The sequence below is a fragment of the Burkholderia sp. SJZ089 genome (assembly GCF_007828315.1).
GTDB classification, from domain to species: Bacteria; Pseudomonadota; Gammaproteobacteria; order Burkholderiales; family Burkholderiaceae; genus Burkholderia; species Burkholderia gladioli.
Window position 1 is genome coordinate 620,989 of the sequence record NZ_VIUM01000001.1, and the last position, 18,167, is coordinate 639,155.

The following is an 18,167-nucleotide window of genomic DNA, read 5'->3' on the forward strand; positions in this document are numbered from 1 at the left end:
CCGATGTTTTCCGCTTCTGCCTCCCGCGCCTCCTTGCGCTTTCCGGGCCGCTCTCTGGCCGTGCTCGGCGCCCTGGCCGCCGCGCTCGGTGCCGCCGCCACGCCGGCGCTGGCCGACGACGACATGGCCGGCATGAAGATGGCCGCGCCCGCCGACACGGCCAAGGATGCGGGCCTGACCGATGCCGAGGTGCGCAAGGTCGATCCCGCCACCGGCATGATCACGCTCAAGCACGGCACGCTGGCCAACCTCGGCATGCCCGCCATGACCATGGCCTACAAGGCCCGGGACGCCGCGATGCTCCAGCAGGCGCATGCCGGCGACAAGGTGCGCGTGCGCGTCGAGAACGTGAAAGGCACGCTGACCATCGTCAAGCTCGCCAAGCCCTCCTGATCGCGCTCCATCGAGGCCGCGCGCGACGCGTCGAACGCGTCGCGCGTGCGCGCCTCGGCAGGCGCGTTTATCCGGCCTGCCCGCCGACCTGGCGCAGGTCGACCACCGGCTCGAACGGCAGCCCGAGCGAGCGGAAGAAGGCGCCCACCTGCGGCAGCCAGAGCCGCACGCCCGCTGGCGTATCGAAGAAGTCGTGCGAATTGCTGCCGAACACGCCGATATCGACATAACGCGCCTCGGCCGCCGGCCCGCGCGCCTGCTCGCGATAGGCGCCGAACATGCGCTGCGGCAAAGGTTGCGGCCACAACTGGTCGTTGTCGCCGTAGAACCACAGCGAGGGGTAATGTGCCGCGCCGCCGTAGCGCGCGTAGGTGTCGACCAGCGCGTCCTGCCAGCCGGTGCACGCGCTCTTGCGCACCCCGCCCGAGAAATTCACCAGCCCCAGCACGCCGGGAATGCGCCGCGTGCCGAGCGCGATGGTGGTCAGCCCGCCGTCGGATTGCCCCGCGATCACGATGCGCGAACGATCCACGTAAGGCAGCTTGACCAGCGAATCGATCGCGGCCGCCACGTCGGCGGCTTCGTCGATGCCATGGCGGGCGCTGTCGCAGCTGTCGCCGTGATAGACGCCGCCCGAGCCCGCGAAACCCTCGCGCATCGGAATCGCCACCACGTAGCCGCGCCGCACGAACTGGGCCGCCACGCGCAGATGGCGCGAGCGCGGCTGCCGACGCGCGTCGCCGGGGTTCTTGCCGTGGTTGAGCACCACCAAGGGGAACGGCCCGGGGCCGGGCGGCTTGAAGACGGTGGTCTGCAATTCGATGGCGCCATTGCCTGGGTTGCCTGGGTTGCCTGGATAGCGCGGCAGCATCAGCACCTGTTCGCCGAGCCGCGCGTCGAGTTGCGGTGCTGCCTGCGCGACGCTGTCGACGGGATTCGCGCCGGCGGCCGGGACGCAACCGGCGGCGGCGATGCCAAGTGCCAGCGCCAGCGCGGCGAGCACCGGCGCGCGGCGCGGGCGGATCACGCCGGTCGGGCCGGCAAGCCGGCGCGGGGAAAGGAATCGTGTCTTCAAGGGGCTGCCTTGCGGGTCGGGAATGGGCGAGGATCGGAGCGCGGCGCATGACGGCCGCCACCGCATCACAACGCGCGCCAGCCGGCGATTATTCCATCGCCGGCGACGGCCGGGCGCACTGCGCTTCGCCCTGCCGTGCCTGGCTGCGGATCGCAGCCGGCGCCCCTCGCGGCGCCTCGTCGAACCCGCGCCTTCGCGCCGGCCCGCTGCGATCCGTCATGCTCGGCGAACCCCGCCGCATGTGCGAACCGCGCGCCGGCAGCCTCCCGACTCAATCCGCCGGCAAGCGAACCCGATACAAGGCGATCGGCAGCCGCATCGTCGAATGGCCGTGGTTGAACACCGGCGCGCCGTCGATCTGCGGCACCGGCAGGTAGAGGTGGCCCTGGCCGTCCAGGAAGGGCGCGTCGACCCAGCGCAGCCGCGCATCGCGCGCGAGCCGGGTGACCCGGCCATCGGGCGCGCGGCGCATCAGCGTGTTGTCGGCCAGCGGCGTGTAGTAGAGGTTGCCGGCCGCGTCCATCGCGGTGCCGCCCACCGGCGGCAGCGCAAACCAGCGCCGCACGTGGCGCGCGAGTTCGGCGTCGCTGAGGTGGTCGTCGTCGAGGTAGCGCGTCTCGATCCGCGACATCGGCCCCGACAACGGCCCGAAGTAGAAGGTCTTGCCGTCCGGGCTCAGTTCGAGCGGATCGGCGTTCACGCGCAACGGCCGGCCGTCGGGCCCGCGCAGCACGCGCCCTGCCACCACGATGTGCGCATCGGGCGCCGCCTGCGCGAAGGCCATGCCGTCGAAACGGCGCCGCACCGCGCCGCTGTCGAGATCGAGCACCAGGATCGCGCCCTCGCCCGCGTCGGTCAGGTAGGCGTGCCGGCCGTGGATGCGCACGTCGTCGACATAGGTATGCGCGCGAATCGCGCTGGCTGGAAACGGGTAGACGCGCAGCACGCGGTCCTCGCGCGGATCGACCTGCACCAGCTTCGCGCCGTTCGGCACCGGCGTGCCGCCGAACTCGGGCGAGCCGGTGTCGACGATCCACAAGCTGCCGTCGGCCTCGCGATGGATCGCGTTGATGCTGACGAAGGCTCGCGCCGCGTCGGCGCCGGGCGTCCAGCCGTTCCAGGCCGCGTCGGGATAGGGGGCGAGCCGGCCATCGGCTTCGATGGTGGCCAGCGCCGGCCCGGTGCCGCCGGTCCATTTCGGGGAACTGACGAAGATGCGTCCGCGCGCGTCGAGCGCCACGGCGTTCCAGGGCATGGCGGTCGATTGCGCGACCAGTTCGAGCGCGGTGGTGTCGGCCGCGCCGGCGGCCGGGGCGCCGAAGCTGCAGGCCACGAGCAGCGCGAGCAGGGAGGAAAGAAGGATTCGAGGTGTCACGAGAGGCTCCCGCCGGAATTCGCACGCGGCCCGATTGCCGCGTTTCGGCCGCCGATTATCGACAGCCGGGCGAGCGCGAAACACCGCGCATCGACGGAAACAGCTTCGTCGCCGCGACGAAAATCGCGGCATCGGGAATGTTCCGAATCGCCGCTTCCGGCCGATGTCGCCAGCGCGTCTTCAACGCACCGCCGAAAATGTTTCCGGGCCGCGCGGCTGGATCGCGGCGCCCGCCGTTCGCATGATGAGGCCATCCCCATCCATCAACGGAGCCCTTCATGCCCGCCTCGCCGACCATCACGCTGGCCACCATCGACCTGAGCTTCCACCATGCCGCGGCCGGCGTGGTGCGCGCCGTGCTCGAACGGCACGGCGTGGCCGTCACCGAGCGCCGCGCGGCGCACGAGGCCGCCTTCGCGATGCTCGCCGACGATTCGGCCGACCTGCTCTGCAGCGCCTGGCTGCCGGGCAGCCACGGCCGGTATTTCGAACCGCTCGCGGCCGGCTTCGAGAAGCTGGCGGTGCTCTACACGCCTTATGCGTTGTGGGGCGTGCCGGCCTACGTGAGCGCCGACGAGCTCGCTTCGGTGGCCGACCTGGCGAAACCCGCCGTGCGCCGCCGCATGACGCCGCTGATCCAGGGCATCGGCCCGGGCGCCGGCATCAGCCGCTTCTCGCGCGAGATCATCGACCATTACGGCCTGGCCGCGCTCGGCTACCGCTTCGAGAACGGCACGCTGGCGGATTGCGTGGCGGCCTTCGAACGCGCCGTGGCCGCGCGCGCCTGGGCCGTGGTGCCGCTCTGGCGGCCGCAGTTCCTGTTCGCGCGCCATGAGATCCGCGAGCTGGCCGAGCCGAACGGCCTGCTGCGCGGCACCGACCAGGCCACCCTGCTGATCCGCCGCAGCCGCCTCGACGACCTGCCGCCGGCCGCGATCTCCGAGCTGCGCGCGCTCTCGCTCGGCAATGCCGCCGTCACTCAACTCGACCTGGCCGTGCACCAGGGCCGCGATGCGCTCGAGGCCGGCCGCGCCTGGCTGGCCGGCGCTCAGGCCGACGGCGCGTCGAGGTAGTCGCGCACCCGCGCCTGCAGCGCATCGCGCAAGGCGGTGACGGTGGGCGAGATCAGCGTGCGATGGGTGGTCACCAGATGCAGCGGCGCCGGCTCGCCCTGGTGGTCGGCCAGTGCCTGCACCAGGGTGCCGGCGCGCAGGCTGGCCAGCACGTCGAGCCGCGACTTGTAGGTCAGGCCATGGCCGGCCAGCGCCCAGCGATGCACCAGCTCGCCGTCGTCGGCCACGCGGTCGCCGCTCACCTTCACCGGGTGCGCCTCGCCGGCCGCGTCGAAGAAGGTCCATTGCTGGTGGATCGTATCGCCGAGCGCGAGACGCAGGCAGTTGTGCGAAGCCAATTCCGCCGGCGTGCGCGGCATGCCGTGCTCGGCGAAATAACGGGGCGCGGCGCACAGCACGCGCCGGTTGTCGGGCGCGAGCGGCAGCGCGACCAGCGCGGAATCATGCGGCGGCCCGTAACGCACGGCCAGGTCGACGGGCTGCCGGTACAGGTCGGCGATGCGATCCGAGAGCCGCACGTTCAGGCGTACCGCGGGATGCTCGGCGAGAAAGGCGTCGAGCCAGCCGAACAGCAGGTTGCGGCCCAGGTCCGAGGGGACCGACAAGGACACCTCGCCGCCGATCGTGTGCCGGCCCGCCGCGATCGCGGTGCGTCCCGCCTCGGCCGCGGCCAGCATGCCGCGCGCGTATTCGAGGTAGCGCTCGCCGTCGGGCGTGAGCCGCAGGTTGCGCGTCGAGCGCGTCAGCAGGCGCGTGCCGAGCGCGGCCTCGAGCCGCTTGAGCGCGGCACTGGCCACCGCGGGCGTGATGTCGAGCGCGCGCGCGGCGGCCGACAGGCTGCCGTTGTCGGCCGTGCGCACGAATACGCCGATGTCTTCGAGTCTTTCGATCATGCCGGGTCGATGAAGTGGGCCTGGGTTGGGGAGGCGATTGTCGCATTCAGGCATCGCGAGCCGGTCGATGCGAAGCGGAAGGCGGAAATCCGAAGACAGCAAAACGAAAGCACGATGAAATATAGAAAATGGGTGGAATTCCCCGACTCGTGTCGATAGGAAAAAACTGAAAGCTCCAACCGACGCCACCTGCCACGCCCTGCCATCGCCCTTCTCCCATACCATCATGGCTGGATTGCATTCCACTCGAAACAGCATCGCCCGACGCATGTTCTGTCACATTACAAAATTAGCATTTCATTTTTTCAAAACTCATACTCAAAAATCCATACTGTCAGGATTCGTTGACATTCGGCGAGCGCGGCGTTCGCGGCCGCGTGCGTATCGAGCTGTTGTTGTGCAAGCCGCGTGTCCCGTTTCGACAACCCACCTACTCGATGAAAAAGAACATCGCCATGACATTCTCAAGGACCGGTATTTCCTGTCTGCTGCTCGCCCTGGTCGGCAGCGTGGCCCTGACCGCCTGCGGCGGTGACGACGATCCCGCCACGCCGCCGCCGGCCCGGACGCCTACCGCGCTGAAGACGCTCGACGGCAATGCGCCGCTGGTGATCGGCCATCGCGGCCTGCCGGGCCTGTATCCCGAGGAAACGCAGGTGTCCTACGAAGCCGCCGCCGATGCCGGCGCCGATTCGCTCGAGGAAGACCTGCACCTGAGCCGCGACTGCGTGCTGGTGGTGCGCCACAACCCCTGGCTCAGCGACAACACCAACGTCGCCGACGTCGCCAAGACCAATGCCGACGTCGCCTCGCGCAAGCGCACCGTGCCCGGCGTGCGCGTGCCGGTGAAGTGGACCACCACGGCCACCACCGGCCCCTCGACCTACCTGTCCGACCTGACCAACCCGGCGGACCCGAAGTCGGTGCTGAAGTCGCTGATCGTCGACGGCGAGGACCACACCAACGACTGGTCGATCACCGACTTCACGGTGGCCGAGCTCAAGCAATGGATCCGCGGCACCACCTACGACGCCAAGGACGTGCGCCCCACCGCGCTGAACGGCCAGTTCCCGATCCTGACCATGCAGGAGGTGTACGACATCGCGCGCGCGAAGTCGGCCGTCACCGGCAAGCCGTTCACGATCTACCCGGAATCGAAGAACCCCTACTGGAACAACCAGCAGGCGATCGCCAACGGCTGCGGCACAGGCACCCATCCGTTCGAGGACGCGATCGTCAAGTTCCTCAACGACAACAACCTGAACACGCGCAGCGCGCCGGTGTTCGTGCAGAGCTTCGACCCGGCCAGCCTGAAGTACATGCGCGCGCGCGGCGTGCAATCGCGCATGGTGCAGTTGATCGACGGCAACGGCGTCAACTACCAGACCGGCGAGATGATCTACCAGACCAACGACGACTACGCCTTCGTCGACGGCCGCCCCTACAGCTGGACCATCAACGGCGATTCGCGCTGGTTCGGCGACCTGCTGACGCCGGCCGGCCTGGCCGACATCAAGACCTACGCCGACGGCATCGGTCCGTGGAAGCCGCAAGTGTTCGCCTGGAAGGTCACGCCGTGGAAGGACAAGAACGCCGACGGCACGCCCTACGCGGGGTCGCTGGCCGACGTGAACTCGGTCGAGCCGACCAGCCTGATCGCCGATGCGCACAAGGCCGGCCTGTTCGTCCACTCGTACACGTTCCGCGACGAGGCGCGCTACCTACCCGGCAAGTACAAGGGTGATCCGGTGGGCGAATACCTCGACGCCTACCGCGCCGGCATCGACGGCGTGTTTTCCGACTTCACGAACACGGCCGTGGCCGCGCGCGCGCAGTACCTGAAGGAAACCGGTCGCTAAGCGCGCCGCCCGGGCCGCGATACACGCCGCACGGCATGCAGTCAATCGCGGCCCGGGGATCGATGCACCGACACGAAACCGCCTCGCCGGCGGCGCGGGATTTCAGCGCCGCCGGTCCCGCCAGCTTCCCGCCTTGGCAGATTCACTGCCGCCTTCAATAAACAGTCGTTTGAATTGGAATTGCATTCCGGCAATTACGGATCCAATCGCCAATTAGCGAATTCATTCTGATACGAGCATTTATCCGGCTGTCCGGCGAATCGGCCCGCCTGCCCCACCCTACCTGTTCCGACAGACACGGCGCGGCCTCACTTCCGGATATTTACATCGAGCCGTCAATTCATTACGAAAACCATTCATATTGTCTTATCTAACTTTTTTAGATATTCCTGAAAAAAGTTTGTGACGCTGATTTGACGATGCTACTATCCACGTCGAAATCGACCGGCGATTTTCTGTAGTCGTTCCCTGATTGAGATTCGAAAAAAACCGGCGCCATCCTGGCCGATGGCAAACCGGCGTCGTATCGGCTGGCGGGCTCGTCCCGTGGTGCCAGCCCGCTTCCGCGTCACGGCTTCACACGAATTGCTTAGCAATCCGCATCAATGGGTCTCTTTGCAGAATCCCGTGCGTGTCTCGGCCGGCGCGATCCGCCGGCCCCGCCGCGCGCGGACGAACCTGCGCGATGCCTACCGCAGAGCGCAGCGGCAGTGACGAAGTCGTCCAATCATCCGAGGGGGAATCATCCAATGAATCGTGTTTCCGGTAATGTTCGCCAGCATTTCACCAAGCTCCTGATCGCATCGGCCGCGCTCGCCGCATTCGGCATGCAGGCCGGCCATGCGGCCACGCAACAAGGGTGGACCACCACCCGTACCAAGGCCTTCCTGCCTCTCGTGCAACCTGCCGCGAGCACCGCGGCCGCAGCCTCGATCACGTCCTCCGCCAGCCTCACCCAGGCGGCCTCGAGCCTCGATCTCGCGAGCGGCGCCGCCGTTCACGTGACGGTGGGCCTCAAGCTTCGCAACGAGGCCCGGCTCGACCAGTTCATCGCCAAGCTCCAGCACGGCAGCGGCGGCGGCTTCCTCACGCCGGCGCAGTTCGCCGAGCAATATGGCCCGACCCAGGCGCAGGCCGACGCGGTGGCGGCGCACCTGCGCGCCTCGGGCTTCACCAATGTGCAGATCGCGCCGAACCGCCTGTTCGTGACGGCCGACGGCACGGCCGGCACGGTCAAGCAGGCCTTCAACACGCAACTCAAGCAGTTCACCACCGCCAAGGGCCGCCGCGTGTTCGCCAACGCGCAGGACGCGCAGGTGCCGAGCTCGCTCGGCGGCGTGGTCGACACCGTCCTGGGCCTGCAGGACGTGGTGGTCGCGCACACCTACCACCATCGCTTCCAGCCGTCCGAGCAGCAGGGCGAGGCGGCGGCCTCGCTGACGCGCGCCGTCGCGGCCGGCACCGCCACGGGCCACAACCCGGTGCAGTTCTCGTCGATCTACGACGCGGGCTCGACGCCGAGCGCCGCCAACACCACGGTCGGCATCATCACCTACGGCAGCCAGACCCAGACGGTGAAGGACCTGAACACCTTCGCGAGCGCCAACCATCTCGCGGCGGTGTCCTCGCAGGTGATCAACACGGGTGGCTCGGGCCGCACCTACAACAGCGGCGACCTCGAATGGCAGCTCGACAGCCAGTCGATCGTCGGCGCGGCGGGCGGCGCGGTGCAGAAGGTGGTGTTCTACAACGCACCGGACGATGCACAGACCGACCAGGCCCTGCTCGACGACATCTCGAACGCCTTCAATCGCGCGGTCAGCGACAACGTGGCGAAGGTGATCAACGTCTCGCTGGGCTGGTGCGAATCCGACGCGGACGGCTCCAGCATCCGCGCGGCCGACAACAACATCTTCAAGCAGGCGGTCGCGCAGGGCCAGACCTTCTCGGTGTCGAGCGGCGACGAAGGCGCCTACGAGTGCAGCACCAGCCGCGTCTCGGGCGTGGGCGGCGTGCCGAACACCACGCACTACTCGGTGTCGGCGCCGGCTAGCTCGCCGTACGTGATCGCCGTGGGCGGCACCACGCTCTACACCTCGGGCAGCACCTGGGCCAACGAGACGGTGTGGAACGAAGGGCTGCAGGCGATCGGCTACTACGACAACGAAGGCGACTACGATTCGACCAAGCGCCTGTGGGCCACCGGCGGCGGCTACAGCACGGTCGAGGCGGCGCCGTCGTGGCAATCGTCGAGCGTCACCGGCACCTCGAGCGGCCGCGCGCTGCCCGACATCGCCTTCGACGCGGCGTCGAGCACCGGCGCGATCCTGTACTACAACGGCAGCACCACCGACGGCAGCGGCAACCCGAACCAGGTCGGCGGCACCAGCCTGGCCTCGCCGATCTTCGTGGGCATCTGGGCGCGCCTGCAATCGGCCAACGGCAATGCGCTCGGCTTCCCGGCCGCGAGCCTCTACCAGTACTTCCCGAGCAATGCGTCCCTGCTGCACGACGTGACCTCGGGCAACAACGGCAGCGGCAGCTACAAGGGTTTCGCCGCCGCCACCGGCTGGGACGGCTCGACGGGCTTCGGCAGCATCGACATCTCGAAGCTCTACAGCTTCATCAAGAGCCATTCGGATTTCGCGCGCTGATCGCGAGCCGGCACGCGTGAATCGGCCGGTCGGGATTCGATGACCAGCGCTGATGCGCGCGTGCGATGCCTCCATCGCGCCGCTTCCTCCCGGGAGCGGCGCGTTTTTCATGGTGCGCGGCGCTCCACGGAAAAACCGGCCGAAGCCGGTTGTCCATGAAGGCGGCACGCAAGCGCCCGTTCAACGACGGCCCGCGCCCCACTCCGCCATGTAGCGGGCAGGCGGCGCGCCGAGCGTCCTTCGAAACATCGTGACGAAGGTACTCGCACTCTCGTAGCCGAGTTCGTCCGCGACCTGCTGGATCGACATGCCGTTCGCCAGCCACTGCACGGCCAGCATCAGGTGGAGCTGCTGGCGCCAGCGGCCGAAGCTCATGCCGGTCTGCTCCGTGACGCGACGTGCCAGGGTGCGCTCGCTCAGGCCCGCGCGCCGCGCCCACACGCGGATCGTGCCGCGATCGGCGGGCCTGGCCATGATCGCCTCCGCGATCCCGCGCAGGCGCGTGTCGCCCGGCATCGGCAGGTGCAGCTTGCCGGCCGGCGCCAGCGCCAGTTCATCGAGCAGCAGGGTCATCAGATGCGCGGCGAGGCCGCCGTCGGGATACTCGACGGGCAGGCTGGCGGAGCGGATCACCAGCTCGCGCAGCAGCGGCGTGGTCGCCAGCACGCAACAATCGGCGGGCAAGGCCCCGGCCGCCTCGGGATCGACGAACACCACGTAGCACTCGAGCATGCCGGCGGAAACGAACTTGTGCCGGATGCCGCCCGGGATCCAGATCGCGCTTTGCGGCGGCACGATCCAGAAGCCGCCGTCCACCTCGCAGGTGAACACGCCGCGCAGCGCCAGCAGCAGTTCGCCCTTGTGATGCTGGTGAAATTCCGTCGCCGCGCGATGGCGCAGATCGCCGGCGGGGCCGCCGTGATCCTCCAGCACGATATCGGCGGCGCCGATCGTGACCACCGGCCGTGGCACGCGATCCGGGTCCACCCAGTCGTCAAGCGAGCTCAGGAGAGGCATGTCGATGTTCCCGCCGCAAGCGGCGTTCCGGTGATTGGCAAGAATTCCATACAGTTTGGCATCTTCGCCCAATGCCAGGCCGCGTCCACGCCCTTACGCTAGGCAGGCGATCGCAAGCGGCATCCTCTCTACGACATCGTTTGGACTACTCCTCATCATGAATTCACTGAACACGACCCGCGTGGCCGACACGCTGCAGCGGCTGTTCCAGCAGGCCGAACAGGCCGACCAGGCACTGCTGGCGCAATTCGAGGCCGAGCATGCCGGCGGATCGCTCGACGACGCCCTGCACGAGGTGTTCGCCGAGGAAGCGCGCGACCTGCAGGGCTACTATCGCGGCCTGGCCGACAACTTCCTGAACGTCACGCCGCAATACGGCCGCTTCCTCTACCAGTGCGCCCGCGCGCGCAAGGCGAAGCGGATCGTGGAGTTCGGCACCTCGATGGGCATCTCGACGCTGCATCTGGCCGCCGCGCTGCGCGACAACGGCGGCGGGCGGTTGATCGGCACCGAGCTGGAGGCGGGCAAGGCCGCCCGGGCACGCGCCAACCTCGAGGCCGCGGGGCTCGACGAGCTGGTCGAGATCCGCGTGGGCGACGCGCGGCAGACGCTTGCCGAACTCGACGGCGAGATCGACCTGGTGCTGCTCGACGGCGCGTTCAGCCTGTACCTGCCGATCCTGAAGCTGCTGGAGCCGCACCTGGCGCCGGGCACGCCGATCCTGGCGGAGAATGCCGTCGAGCGGGGCAACGCCTACCTCGACTACGTCCGTGACCCGGCCAACGGCTATCTGTCCCAGCCGATCCCGATCAGCGAGGGCCGCGGCAACGAACTGAGCGTCGCGACCTGGTGATGACGTTCCAGGCCGGGCCGATATTGCATCGATAATCGAATGAACCGGTTTTCCGGGGCACCGGATCCCCGTTCGGCGCCTAATCTATCAAGGCTCGTGCTTGCCGGCGAGCAAACCGAACCCGCCGCAACCCGTCAACCTGGAGATCCGCCATGCCGCTGAATCCGCCGCGCCGCGCCCTGTGGCTGCTGCCGCTCTCGCTCCTGCTCGGCAACACCGCCTCGGCGCAGAACTGCATCTCGACGCAATACGGCGCGCTCGCGCAAGGCAGCTACACGATCCAGAACGACGAATGGGGCCTGGCCAACAACCCCGGCGGCTGGCAGCAGGTCTGCACCGGCAGCGCCGCCGGCAACAGCTGGTCGTCGACCTGGTGGTGGGCCACCGGCAGCGGCGGGATCAAGTCCTACCCGAGCATCTATCGCGGCTGGCAGATGGGCGCCTGGTCGCCCGACGCGGGCGGCTTTCCGGTCCAGGTGTCGAGCCAGGCGCCGCTGCCCACCCAGGTCAGCTACAGCATGAGCGGCAACAACCAGTACGACGCGGCCTACGACCTGTTCTTCTCGCCCTCGACCAACCCCGGCTCGCCCTCGGGCGAGATGATGGTCTGGCTCGCCTACTCGGGCAACCGGCCGGCCGGCAACCTGGTGGCTTCCGGCGTGACGCTGGGCGGCATGGACGGCAGCTGGGACGTCTACCAGGGCAGCAACGGCTGGCCGGTGTGGAGCTTCGTGCGTACCGCGCAGACCACCAGCTTCAGCGGCAAGCTCCAGCCCTTCGTCTATTACCTCGCCTACACCTTGGGCTGGCTGAACCCGAGCTGGTACACGCTGAACACCCAGTTCGGCGTCGAGGTGATCCAGAGCAACGGCGCCAACGGCTCGGTGAACGTCAGCAGCTTCAGCGCCTCGGCACGCTAGGCATCGCGCTTTTCACCAAGCCGACGAATCTTTCATTTTCATTTCGCAATCCCTGCCCCAAAACAGGGATTCGCATCGAGTTTTCAAACGACAGGCACAATATGCGTCGGCGACGCCTCCGCGCCGCCGTTCGCCAGCCGAACGGTCCCGGCCCGCGCCGCCGCTCCGCCCTCTCGATGCCGTCATGAACCACGATACTGCCAGCCGTAGCGTCACCGCCCAGCGCGCGACGAACTCCCCCCGTTTCCTGCTGTTCCTGATCTGCCTGTTCGCCTCCGCCGGGCAGCTCGCGATCGACATCTACGTGCCCGCCCTGCCGGCCATGGCGCATTTCTTCTCGACCTCGCCGCAGGCGATCCAGTCGAGCGTATCGGGCTACATGGCGGCCTACGCGCTGGGCCAACTGATCTTCGGCCCGGTGGCCGACGCCTATGGACGCAAGCGCGTGCTCGCCTTCGGCCTGGTGATCTACACCATCGGCTGCCTGCTCTCGCTGGGCGCGCCGAACCTGGAAACCTTCGTGCTGGCGCGCTGCCTGCAGGGCTTCGGCATCGCCACCACCAACCTGCTGGCCAAGGCGATCATCACCGATTCGTTCTCCGGCCAGGCGCTGATGCATGCCTTCACCTACATGTCGATCGCCTGGGGGCTGGCGCCGATCATCGCGCCCGTGATCGGCGCGCACCTGCAGGAATGGTTCGGCTGGAAGGCCTGCCTGGTGTTCCTGCTGGTCTATTCGCTGATCATGTGGGCGCTGCTGTGGCGCTATCGCGAGACCCTGCCCAAACCGGTGAAGCTGGAGCCGCGCACGCTGGTGACGAATGCCGGCAAGGTGCTGTCGAGCCCGGTGTTCCAGAGCTGCTTCCTGGCGCAGGGCGTGTGCTACAGCATCCTGCTGGTGTTCAACATCATCGGGCCATTCATGGTGCAGAGCACGCTGCACAAGCCGCCCACCTACTTCGGCTACCTGGCGCTGGCGATCGGCGCGATGTACTTCTTCGGCGGCCTGTCGAACCGGATCCACAGCGCGGCGCTGCCGACTTCGGAGCAGCGCCTGCGCATCGGCGCCTACGTGATGGCCGCGGCCTCGGTGGCGATGCTGGTGTTCGCGCTGACCATCGGCCTGCGCGTCTGGACCCTGGCGCTGCCGGTGCTGGTGATGGGCTTCTGCGCCGGCGCGATGTACCCGACGCTGATGGCCAAGGGCAACTCGCTGTTCCCGCATATCGCCGGGCTGACCAGCGCGATCCTCGGCTGCGCGCTGCTGCTGGTGTCCTCGGCGATGATGGGGCTGGCCGGCTTCGTGTCGGTGCGCGAGCTCACGCCGCTGGCGGTGTTCTTCGTGATTCTCGCCGTGGTGGTGGTGGTGATGGTCGGCAAGCTGCTGCGCCACCTGGCCCAAGCCAAGCCGCAGCAGCCGGTGGCCTGCCGCGGCGAGACGGCCTGAGCCGGCCGCCCGCCGCGGCATGGGTTCGCGAACCAACGCGCAACGCTGGCCGGGCAAGCGGCTCGCGCGCGATTTTTTCCTGCGCAGCCCGCTGGAAGTCGCGCCGCAACTGCTCAACAAGGTGCTGGCCGCGGCCGATGGCCGGGCCGGCCGCATCGTCGAGGTGGAGGCCTATCTCGGCGCGATCGATCCGGCCGCGCATACCTATCGCGGCAAGACCCGGCGCAACGCCACCATGTTCGGGCCGCCGGGGCACATGTATGTCTACTTCACCTACGGCATGCACTGGTGCGCCAACTGCGTGTGCGGCCCCGAGGGCGACGGCAGCGGCGTGCTGATCCGCGCGCTGGAACCGCTGCATGGGCTGGCGGCGATGCGCGCGGCGCGTGGCGAGCGGATTCGCGATCGGGATCTGTGTCGCGGGCCGGCACGGCTCACGCAGGCGCTGGCAATCACCGGCGCCCAGGATGGAGTCGATCTGATACGCGCCGACGAGGGGTTCGCGGTGGTGGACGACGGCACCGCGCCGCCGGAAAACCCGGCTTGCAGCACGCGGATCGGGATCAGCGTCGCGAAGGATTTTCCGTGGCGGTGGAGCGTGCCGGGGAGCCGATTCGTGTCGGGAACGGCGGTGGTGAATGGGGGCTCGGGGATGGCTTCGGCGTAGCGAAGCACACGCCACGCCGCCCACGGCCGCCCTCGCCCGCGCCCTTACTTCCCCGCCCCCTCGCCGCGCACCCGCTCGGCCGCCGCCACGATCGCATCGGCCACCGCCCGCGGCTGGCTCAGCATCTCCACATGGCTCGCGCCCACGCGCGTGATCGTCGCGCCGATCCGCTCGGCCATCCGCTGCTGCAGCTTCGGATCGATCATCATGTCCCGGGTCGCCACCACGAAGCTCGACGGCTTGTCGTGCCAGGCCGCCTGCGTGACCTTGTCCTCGATGCAGCCGCCGAACCACGGCCCCTGCGTGGCCGCCACGACATCCTGCTGGGCGCGCGGCAGGTCGGGCGCGAAGTCCTCGTGGATCGCCTTGTCGGAGAGCGTCATGAAACCCGCCGAATCCTTGCGCAGCTCGCCCACCCAGGCCGGCGGCGGCGCGTCCTTGGTCAGGTCGGCGATCGACTGGCCGTTGTCGGGCGCGAAGGCCGCCACGTAGACCAGCGACTTGACCTTCTCCTCGTTGCCCGCCTGGCTGATCACCACGCCGGCCCAGGAATGGCCGACCAGCACCACCGGCCCGTCCTGCTGCTCGATCACGCGCCGGGTGGCCGCCACGTCGTCGGCCAGCGAGCTGAGCGGATTCTGCACCGCCACCACGTGCAGGCCGCGGGCCTCCAGCAGCGGAATCACCTTGCTCCAGCTCGAGCCGTCGGCGAACGCGCCGTGCACCAGCACGACATTGGTGCCCTTGAGGTCGGCCACCGGCGCGGCGCTCGCCACGCCGGTCGCGCCCGCGAACACACCGCCGGCCAGCGCGGCCGAGATCAGCATCCCCTTGATCGAAACCTTCATCGTTACTCCCCCTTCCATGGATTGTCGAAATAAGTCGTGAACGGCGAATGCCTGCGCCGCCGAAGCGGCGGGCGCCAGGCCAACCGTCCTTGCATCAGGAATGCGCGTACACCGCACCGAAGCCCGGCACCTCGTCGCGCGCCGCCTGCGATCGAGCCGTCGAGCGACGATGCGCGGCCGGCTTCGGCGCGCGCTCGTCGTCGGCATCGAACTGCGACAGCGACGGGCTGTTCTGGTCGCTGCGCACACGCACCAGCGCGGCCTGCAGGTCCAGCGGATATTGCGCGTCGTCGCCGGCCGGGCGATAGCCGGCCTGCTCGATGCGGACCAGGTCGGCGCGCACCTCGGCGCGCGTCAGGCCCGGCGTGCTGCCGGCGAACGACAGCACGGGCGCGCAGGCAAGCGCGGCAAGGGCGAGCAATCGGGTGGCGTTCATGCGTTTCTCCTGATATCGGACGATGGGTTGTGGGGTTCGGCAGCGGCGCATTTCGCGCGTCGTCCGCATGAAGCCATTTGAACCGCCGGACGTATCCGGAATGTTTCCGCGCGGGGCCTGCCGTGCAAGCCAGTTTTTCCACCGCGGCCCCCGATACGAAACGCTACAAATCCACCGCCCGATCGGGCCGGGTCAGGCGTTGCGCAGCGGCCGGAAACCGGCCCGCACTTCCTGCGCGAACAGCAGCGGTTCCTCCCAGGCCGCGAAGTGGCCGCCCTTGTCGACCTCGTTGAAATAGATCAGCTTGTGATAGGCGCGCTCGGCCCAACTGCGCGGCGCCTGGTAGATCTCGCCCGGGAACACCGTGATCGCGGTCGGCAGGGAGATGTCGACGGCATTGAAGTTGTTCGAATGGTCTTCCCAGTAGATCTGCGCGGCCGAGGTGGCCGAGTCGGTCAGCCAGTACAGCGAGATGTCGTCGAGGATCTCGTCGCGCGTCAGCGAGCGCTCGGGCACGCCGCCGCTGTAGGTCCATTGCGAGATCTTGTCGTACATCCACGCGGCCTGACCCGAGGGCGAATCGGCCAGCGCGTAGCCGACCGTCTGCGGGCGCGTGACCATCATCGCCGAGTAGCCGCAGTTGTCGCGATAGAAGGTGCCGAGCTTGTCGTAGGCGGCCTTCTCCTTCGGCGACAGCCCGGCCGGCGCCGGCGCGTCGAGCTGCAACAGCCTGGCGATCTCGGGCGGCACGGTGGCCGGCATGTTCACGTGGATGCCGATCAGCCCCTTCACCTTCTGCATCGCCATGCGATGCGAGACCACCGAGCCGCAATCGCCGCCTTGCGAGACGAAGCGCGTGTAGCCCAGGCGCGCCATCAGCTCGCCCCAGGCGCGCGCGATATGGTCCGAGCCCCAGCCGGTCCCGGTCGGCTTGCCCGAGAACCCGAAACCGGGCAGCGACGGCACCACCACATGGAAGGCATCGTCGGCGCTCGCGCCATATGCCGTCGGGTCCGACAAGGGGCCGATCGCCTTCAGCAGCTCGAAGATCGAGCCGGGCCAGCCGTGGGTCATGATCAGCGGCATCGCGTTCTCGTGGCGCGAGCGCACGTGGATGAACTGGATATCGAGCCCGTCGATCTCGGTCACGAACATCGGGAAGCCGTTGAGCCTGGCCTCGCCCTTGCGCCAGTCGTAGTCGGTGCCCCAGTACTGGATCAGCTGCTGCATGCGCGCCAGACGCACGCCCTGCGATTCGTCGGCCACGGTCTCGCGCGACGGCCAGCGCGTGGCGGCGATGCGGCGGCGCAGTTCGACCAGGTCGGCATCGGGCACGCGGGCGCTGAAGGGGCGAATCGCGGTATTGCCCGCGGCCGCGCGCGCCGCGGCGGGCAGCATGCCCAGCGCGCCGGCCGCGGCCGATGCCGCGAGCAGGTGGCGCCGCATCGGAGAAAACTCGGAGTGAGACATGGTTCTTATCCTTGTTCCAGTGGTTGATCAGACCGCGTCGCCGGCTCGTCGCGATGCCGGTTGGCCGTGGCGGTGACAGCCATTGGAAAGATTCAATGTATCGGGCATGTGTGCGTCATGTACCGCTTTGTATCCGCCCGACCGAAACGCTGAGTTTTCCTGATCTTTTTCGCTTCGCCTTTACGCCTTGGCCGCGTACACGACACGCCGACGCCGCCAGGGAATTCCCTTGCGCGACAGTCACCTGCATGCGGCACGCCGGGCGCCGTCGCGCGCCATTCGCGCGCGCGGCTTCGCATGGCCGCGCAATACCGCTCATACGAAGGTATTAAGGCCTCGATATCAATGCATGGGAAGCGGCAGATGCAGGTCTCATGGAATCGGCATAGGTGCCGCCGCTATGCTTTTCCCATCGGTTCACCTGCTGCTGCCGATCGATTCCGGCTCGCCCGGAACCGCCTGGCAAGTGCGCCGCCACCTTGACGACGCCAACGCGATCCGGCCCGCCCGGCTCGCCCCCCGCCCCTGACGACTGGAGAGATATCGATGATGCCGACCGCCCATGAACTGCCCGGTCTCGCCTGTGACGACATCGCGGCGCGCGCGCTGCTCGACATGCTGTTCCCGCCCGTGGGCGGTCTGCCGGCGCGCCCGGCACGGCGGCGCGCCGCAGGTCCGGCACGCGACGAGGCCGCCGCCGCGCGCGAATGTCCGTTCGACGCGCGTCTGTGCCCGGATCATGTCGCCGTGATCGACCGGCCCTCGCCGGGCTCGATCACGGTGACCTGGAGCGATCCGCGCTTCGGCAAGCATTCCGAACAGATCTGGCATACCGCGCTGTCGCACGGCCCCGCCGTCTGCGCCTTGACCGGCCGCGAGATCCCGCGCGGCAGCCGCGTGTTCCGGCCGCGCAAGCGCGATGCCAACGAACCGGCCGACTACCCGTGGATGATCCTGTCCTCGGTGATCGACGCCGGCATCGAGTTGCCGATCGCGAACGCGGCCTGCCGCCGCCAGGCCGGCGCCCTGCTCGGGCAGGTCCGCTGACAAGCAGGCAGACGGGCCCCCGAGGCCCGCGGATGACCCGGCAAGTCTCCTGCCGGGCCCGGCGCGTGTTCGTGCCGGCGCCCGGATTTCGCGGGCGCTCCCTCCCCCGAGGCGAGCGCCCGTTTTGTATCCGAGTGTGT

The 18,167-nt window shown here is 68.5% G+C and carries 17 protein-coding genes; 9 read left to right on the forward strand and 8 right to left on the reverse strand.

The features are described from left to right. Positions 1-3 precede the first annotated feature (3 nt). Positions 4-393 carry a copper-binding protein gene (locus tag FB600_RS02395; RefSeq protein WP_373421871.1) on the forward strand — a complete coding sequence of 130 codons (390 nt, stop codon included), beginning with the start codon at positions 4-6 and terminating at the stop codon, positions 391-393. A 67-nt stretch (positions 394-460) separates the two neighbouring features. Here FB600_RS02395 and FB600_RS02400 read toward each other — a convergent pair whose 3' ends face one another. The 3 genes from FB600_RS02400 to FB600_RS37055 all read right to left on the reverse strand — a co-directional run bounded on the left by FB600_RS02400 (position 461) and on the right by FB600_RS37055 (position 3,123). Next, complete coding sequence (locus FB600_RS02400; RefSeq protein ID WP_145756179.1) at positions 461-1,468, reverse strand: dienelactone hydrolase family protein; 1,008 nt, start codon at positions 1,466-1,468, stop codon at positions 461-463. A gap of 271 nt (positions 1,469-1,739) precedes the next feature. Then, positions 1,740-2,843, reverse strand: coding sequence for an SMP-30/gluconolactonase/LRE family protein (locus FB600_RS02405; RefSeq protein ID WP_261383319.1), 1,104 nt, complete (start codon positions 2,841-2,843; stop codon positions 1,740-1,742). A 55-nt stretch (positions 2,844-2,898) separates the two neighbouring features. Next, positions 2,899-3,123: a hypothetical protein gene (locus FB600_RS37055; protein WP_164467616.1), complete on the reverse strand. Its 225-nt coding sequence runs from the start codon at positions 3,121-3,123 to the stop codon at positions 2,899-2,901. Between FB600_RS37055 and FB600_RS02410 the strand changes: the two genes are divergently transcribed. Continuing rightward, the gene (locus FB600_RS02410) at positions 3,122-3,916 is read left to right on the forward strand and encodes a glycine betaine ABC transporter substrate-binding protein (protein ID WP_145756181.1); all 795 of its coding nucleotides are present in this window, start codon (positions 3,122-3,124) and stop codon (positions 3,914-3,916) included. The two genes, FB600_RS37055 and FB600_RS02410, sit on opposite strands and share 2 nt — an antisense overlap. On the opposite strand, the gene FB600_RS02415 is transcribed toward FB600_RS02410, so the two are convergent. Continuing rightward, positions 3,892-4,809: a LysR family transcriptional regulator gene (locus FB600_RS02415; RefSeq protein WP_217281869.1), complete on the reverse strand. Its 918-nt coding sequence runs from the start codon at positions 4,807-4,809 to the stop codon at positions 3,892-3,894. The two genes, FB600_RS02410 and FB600_RS02415, sit on opposite strands and share 25 nt — an antisense overlap. A 455-nt stretch (positions 4,810-5,264) precedes the next feature. On the opposite strand from FB600_RS02415, the gene FB600_RS02420 reads away from it, so the two are divergent. Both FB600_RS02420 and FB600_RS02425 read left to right on the forward strand, forming a co-directional pair. Beyond that, a complete protein-coding gene (locus FB600_RS02420) occupies positions 5,265-6,668 on the forward strand; it encodes a glycerophosphodiester phosphodiesterase family protein (RefSeq protein WP_145756182.1) in 1,404 nt (467 codons plus the stop codon). Between the two features lie 749 nt (positions 6,669-7,417). After that, a complete protein-coding gene (locus tag FB600_RS02425) occupies positions 7,418-9,322 on the forward strand; it encodes a protease pro-enzyme activation domain-containing protein (RefSeq protein WP_096751381.1) in 1,905 nt (634 codons plus the stop codon). A gap of 180 nt (positions 9,323-9,502) precedes the next feature. Here FB600_RS02425 and FB600_RS02430 read toward each other — a convergent pair whose 3' ends face one another. Next, positions 9,503-10,339, reverse strand: coding sequence for an AraC family transcriptional regulator (locus tag FB600_RS02430; RefSeq protein WP_145756183.1), 837 nt, complete (start codon positions 10,337-10,339; stop codon positions 9,503-9,505). Between the two features lie 157 nt (positions 10,340-10,496). Between FB600_RS02430 and FB600_RS02435 the strand changes: the two genes are divergently transcribed. From FB600_RS02435 to FB600_RS02450, 4 genes are all read left to right on the forward strand, one after another. Further along, the gene (locus FB600_RS02435) at positions 10,497-11,192 is read left to right on the forward strand and encodes an O-methyltransferase (RefSeq protein ID WP_098152735.1); all 696 of its coding nucleotides are present in this window, start codon (positions 10,497-10,499) and stop codon (positions 11,190-11,192) included. A gap of 152 nt (positions 11,193-11,344) precedes the next feature. Then, positions 11,345-12,112, forward strand: coding sequence for a GH12 family glycosyl hydrolase domain-containing protein (locus FB600_RS02440; protein WP_105821132.1), 768 nt, complete (start codon positions 11,345-11,347; stop codon positions 12,110-12,112). 184 nt (positions 12,113-12,296) lie between these two features. Next, a complete protein-coding gene (locus FB600_RS02445) occupies positions 12,297-13,559 on the forward strand; it encodes a multidrug effflux MFS transporter (RefSeq protein ID WP_096751385.1) in 1,263 nt (420 codons plus the stop codon). Between the two features lie 19 nt (positions 13,560-13,578). After that, positions 13,579-14,226, forward strand: coding sequence for a DNA-3-methyladenine glycosylase (locus FB600_RS02450; RefSeq protein WP_096751386.1), 648 nt, complete (start codon positions 13,579-13,581; stop codon positions 14,224-14,226). A 44-nt stretch (positions 14,227-14,270) separates the two neighbouring features. Here FB600_RS02450 and FB600_RS02455 read toward each other — a convergent pair whose 3' ends face one another. The 3 genes from FB600_RS02455 to FB600_RS02465 all read right to left on the reverse strand — a co-directional run bounded on the left by FB600_RS02455 (position 14,271) and on the right by FB600_RS02465 (position 16,980). Continuing rightward, complete coding sequence (locus FB600_RS02455; RefSeq protein ID WP_098183084.1) at positions 14,271-15,074, reverse strand: alpha/beta fold hydrolase; 804 nt, start codon at positions 15,072-15,074, stop codon at positions 14,271-14,273. Between the two features lie 94 nt (positions 15,075-15,168). After that, positions 15,169-15,510: a DUF4148 domain-containing protein gene (locus tag FB600_RS02460; RefSeq protein WP_096751390.1), complete on the reverse strand. Its 342-nt coding sequence runs from the start codon at positions 15,508-15,510 to the stop codon at positions 15,169-15,171. A 192-nt stretch (positions 15,511-15,702) separates the two neighbouring features. Further along, the gene (locus tag FB600_RS02465; protein WP_096751391.1) at positions 15,703-16,980 is read right to left on the reverse strand and encodes an epoxide hydrolase family protein; all 1,278 of its coding nucleotides are present in this window, start codon (positions 16,978-16,980) and stop codon (positions 15,703-15,705) included. 546 nt (positions 16,981-17,526) lie between these two features. Between FB600_RS02465 and FB600_RS02470 the strand changes: the two genes are divergently transcribed. Then, on the forward strand, positions 17,527-18,027 hold the full coding sequence (locus FB600_RS02470; RefSeq protein WP_096751392.1) for a DUF3331 domain-containing protein: 501 nt from the start codon (positions 17,527-17,529) through the stop codon (positions 18,025-18,027). Positions 18,028-18,167: the final 140 nt, after the last annotated feature.